The following is a 3,590-nucleotide window of genomic DNA, read 5'->3' on the forward strand; positions in this document are numbered from 1 at the left end:
ACCTGTGGAAGTCGCTGCGCGATACCGAATACGCCGACTGCCTGAGCCGGCTTCGCGCATGCCGTTGGCGATGTCGCGCACGTTGGAGATCTGCGAGCCCATGTGGAAGTGCAGCAGGCTCAGGCAGTCGGCGTATTCGGTATCGCGCAGCGACTTCCACAGGTCCAGCAGCTGGCGCGGCGACAGGCCGAACTTGGCCTTGTCGCCACCGCTGTTCTGCCACTTGCCGGCGCCCAGCGAGGCCAGGCGCATGCGCACGCCCAGGCCCGGCTTCACGTCCAGTGCCTTGGACTCTTCCAGCACCAGCTTCAGCTCGGACGGCTTCTCGATGACGATGAAGGTCTGCAGGCCCAGCTTGCGGCCGATCAGGGCCAGGCGGATGTACTCGCGGTCCTTGTAGCCGTTGCAGACGATCAGGCCGCCCGGGCGCGACAGCGCCAGCACGGCCATCAGTTCCGGCTTGCTGCCCGCTTCCAGGCCGAAGCCTTCACCGTGGTGGCTGGCCAGGGTGCCGGCCACGCCGCGGTGCTGGTTCACCTTGATCGGGTACACGGCGGTGTAGCCGCCCGGGTAGTCCCAATCCTGCTGGGCCTGGGCGAACGCCGCCTGCAGCTTGCCCAGGCGCTGGCCGAGGATGTCCGGGAAGCGCACCAGCAGCGGCAGCTTGGCACCGGCCGCGCGCGCGGCATCGACCACCTTGGGCAGCGACACCACCGGGCCATCCGCCCCGGTCGGTCTCACCACCATGTGCCCGGCCTGATCCACGTCGAAATAGCCATCCGCCCAGTGCGGGATCGAGTAGGTCTTGCGGGCTTGGTCGAGGGACCAATCGGTCATTGCAGTCGGCCTTGTGGCAAATAAAAGGGGGGGCATGATAACGCCTATATGCCCACAGGTTCGTTATCATGCGCGCCCGCGCCCGTGGCAGGTCTGAACCTGAACGGGCCGATCCGTCCGGATGCGTGGCACCCCGCCTTCAGCCCGGCTCCATCCCCTCCGAACAGGAATGCTTTCCCATGACTGACAACAGCAACTGGTACATCGAACACTTCGAGCGCACCGGCTCGGCCATCGGCTACCGCATCACCGGCAAGCTGGACGAAGTGCAGTCGCCGTTCCAGAAGATCGAGATCTTCCAGACCACCGACTGGGGCAACCTGATGACCATCGATGGGGCCATCATGCTGACCAGCAAGGACAACTTCTTCTACCACGAGATGATCAGCCACCCGGTACTGTTCACCCACGCCGCGCCCAAGCGCGTGGTGATCATCGGCGGCGGCGACTGCGGCACCCTGCGCGAAGTGCTCAAGCACAAGGGCGTGGAGAGCGTGACCCAGTGCGACATCGACGAACAGGTGACCGTGATGGCGCGCAAGCACTTCCCGGAACTGTGCGATTCCAACGACGACCCGCGCGCCGAGCTGATGTTCGACGACGGCGTGGCCTACATGGCCAACTGCCCGGCCGGCAGCGTGGACGTGGTGATCGTCGATTCGACCGATCCGGTCGGCCCGGGTGAAGGCCTGTTCAACAAGGCGTTCTACGAGAGCTGCTTCAAGGCCCTGAAGGACGACGGCATCCTGGTGCAGCAGTCCGAGTCGCCGCTGATGCAGCTGGAACTGATCAACGAAATGCGCACCGAAATGGACAAGGCCGGCTTCGGCTCGTTCAAGACCCTGCCGTTCCCGCAGCCGTGCTACCCCACCGGCTGGTGGAGCGTGACCCTGGCGCGCAAGGGCGACAGCAGCTTCGACTTCCGCCAGGCCGATTCGGCCGCCAAGACCTTCGATACCCTGTACTACACCGCCGCGCTGCACACCGGCGTGCTGGTGACCCCGCCGTTCGTGAAGGCGGCGCTGAAGTAAGGCGTGCCGACCAACGGTCGGCACCCACCCAAAGAAGAACCCGCGCTGGCGACAGCGCGGGTTTTTGTTTTTACGGGTAGTGCCGGCCGCTGGCCGGCAACCTCATCAAACCCAACGCATCAGAGCGCCCAGATACCGGCGATCACCGCCACCACCAGGCCCCACTTGATTACCTGATAGGCCACCACGCTGCGCTCGCGCAGCGCCTTGGCCTTCAGCCGCACCTTGTACACGCTGCCGAAGGCCTTGTTGACGCCACCGGTCGGGTCACCCGGCAGGTTCGGCGATGCCCCACCGGCCAGCAGCGTGGACGCCACCAGGCGGTTGAACAGGCCCGGCAGGCCGAAGCGCAGCGGGCGGGCGATATCGCAGAACAGGATCACCCGGTCATCGGGCGTCTCGTTGTGCGCATGGTGGATGTAGGTTTCGTCGAACATCATCCACTCGCCGTCGCGCCAGCTCTTCTTGATGCCGTCCACTTCGATGTAGCAGGCATCGTTGTTGGGCGTGGCCAGGCCCAGGTGCAGGCGCAGCGAACCGGCAAACGGGTCGCGGTGCGGGCGCAGCTCGCTGCCCGAGGGCAGCTGCGCGAACATCGCCGCGCGCACGTCCGGCAGCGATTCCAGCAGCGCGGTGGTCTTGGGGCACATCGCCTTGGCCGACGGGTGCGTGGGGCCGTACCACTTCAGGTAGAAGCGCTTCCAGCCGCGGCGGAAGAATGAATTGAAGCCGGCATCGTTGAACGTGCTGGAGGCAGCGATCGCCTGCGCATCGCGCAGCGCCAGTGCCTCGTCGCGGATCATCTGCCAGTTCTGCCGCAGCGGCTCCAGCTGAGGGAATTCCTTGCCCGGGTCCAGGAACGGCGTGGTCGGCACCTTGGAGAACATGTACATGACCACGTTGATCGGGGCCATGAAGCTGGAGTGGTCCAGCAACTGGCGCGACCAGCGCGCACGGACCTTGCCACGGAAGTGGATGTACAGCACGCAGGACACGAACAGCGCCGCAAGTACGATTTTGATGATCAAAACACTTTCCTCCAGCACGCGCCGGACAGGGAAACAGGGCGATGCGGCCGCAGGGCCGGCATCAGTGGGGGAACGCGGCAGGAGACGGAGACGTGCCGGGTGGGTGCGGCCGTCGATGTCGCGTGTAACAGCTTATGGTCGGCAGGCCGTGCGCCGGGGTCAAGCCAAGCGTGCGTGGGCCGCAGCGCTGCGCCGCGAGCGCTGCCGAACGCATCTGCAAACTATTGAAATTAAATTGCTTTTCGAAAAGTGAGACAGAATTGTCCGAAAAAGCGCGACGAACTGTTCCAGCCACGACGCCGACATTTCTCCGACAAATCGTGGAATAGCGAACTTGCCGGTACTAAAATTGACTTAACGAAAGTTTAGCCAGTTCCCCCCGTCGTACCGGTTCGCTTGACGCTTCAGCGCCGCCCACCGGGTCGCCCGAGACCCCACATGATCCCTTCCATCACCCCCTCCCCGTCCTGCGGCGATGACGCCGTGGCGCCGCTGCTGCTCAAGCGCGGTGAACGCTTCCTCGCCCCCGATGTCTACCGCACCTGCCTGGACGGCCGTCCGGCGGTGGTGAAGGACTACTCCCGCTACCGTGGCACCCCGGTGTCGCCGATCGCCCGCCTGATGGTGCACCGCGAGGCGCGCATGCTGGAGCGGCTGGGCGGCTGGAAGCACGCCCCGGCCCTGCTCGGCACCC

The 3,590-nt window shown here is 65.2% G+C and carries 3 protein-coding genes and 1 pseudogene; 2 read left to right on the forward strand and 2 right to left on the reverse strand.

All coding sequences use genetic code 11. The features are described 5' to 3' along the window. Window positions 1–837: biosynthetic arginine decarboxylase (speA, locus tag AB4Y84_RS16180; protein WP_442250440.1), on the reverse strand; the 837-nt coding region annotated here is incomplete at its 3' end. Between the two features lie 179 nt (window positions 838–1,016). Between speA and speE the strand changes: the two genes are divergently transcribed. Beyond that, window positions 1,017–1,868, forward strand: coding sequence for a polyamine aminopropyltransferase (gene speE, locus AB4Y84_RS16185; RefSeq protein ID WP_442244194.1), 852 nt, complete (start codon window positions 1,017–1,019; stop codon window positions 1,866–1,868). A 119-nt stretch (window positions 1,869–1,987) separates the two neighbouring features. Here speE and AB4Y84_RS16190 read toward each other — a convergent pair whose 3' ends face one another. Then, window positions 1,988–2,893 carry an aspartyl/asparaginyl beta-hydroxylase domain-containing protein gene (locus AB4Y84_RS16190; protein WP_442244198.1) on the reverse strand — a complete coding sequence of 302 codons (906 nt, stop codon included), beginning with the start codon at window positions 2,891–2,893 and terminating at the stop codon, window positions 1,988–1,990. Window positions 2,894–3,334: 441 nt separating this feature from the next. Here AB4Y84_RS16190 and AB4Y84_RS16195 point away from each other — a divergent pair. Beyond that, window positions 3,335–3,590 (forward strand): annotated as a pseudogene (locus AB4Y84_RS16195) (kinase); the annotation flags it as partial.

Origin of the sequence: Stenotrophomonas sp. 2YAF22, from assembly GCF_052114665.1 — a bacterium.
GTDB classification, from domain to species: domain Bacteria; phylum Pseudomonadota; class Gammaproteobacteria; order Xanthomonadales; family Xanthomonadaceae; genus Stenotrophomonas; species Stenotrophomonas indicatrix.

What these genes read in the sequence shown, in the direction of transcription:
- speE (WP_442244194.1), top strand. Translation starts at nt 1,017, where the DNA reads ATGACTGACAACAGCAACTGGTACATCGAACACTTCGAGCGCACCGGC.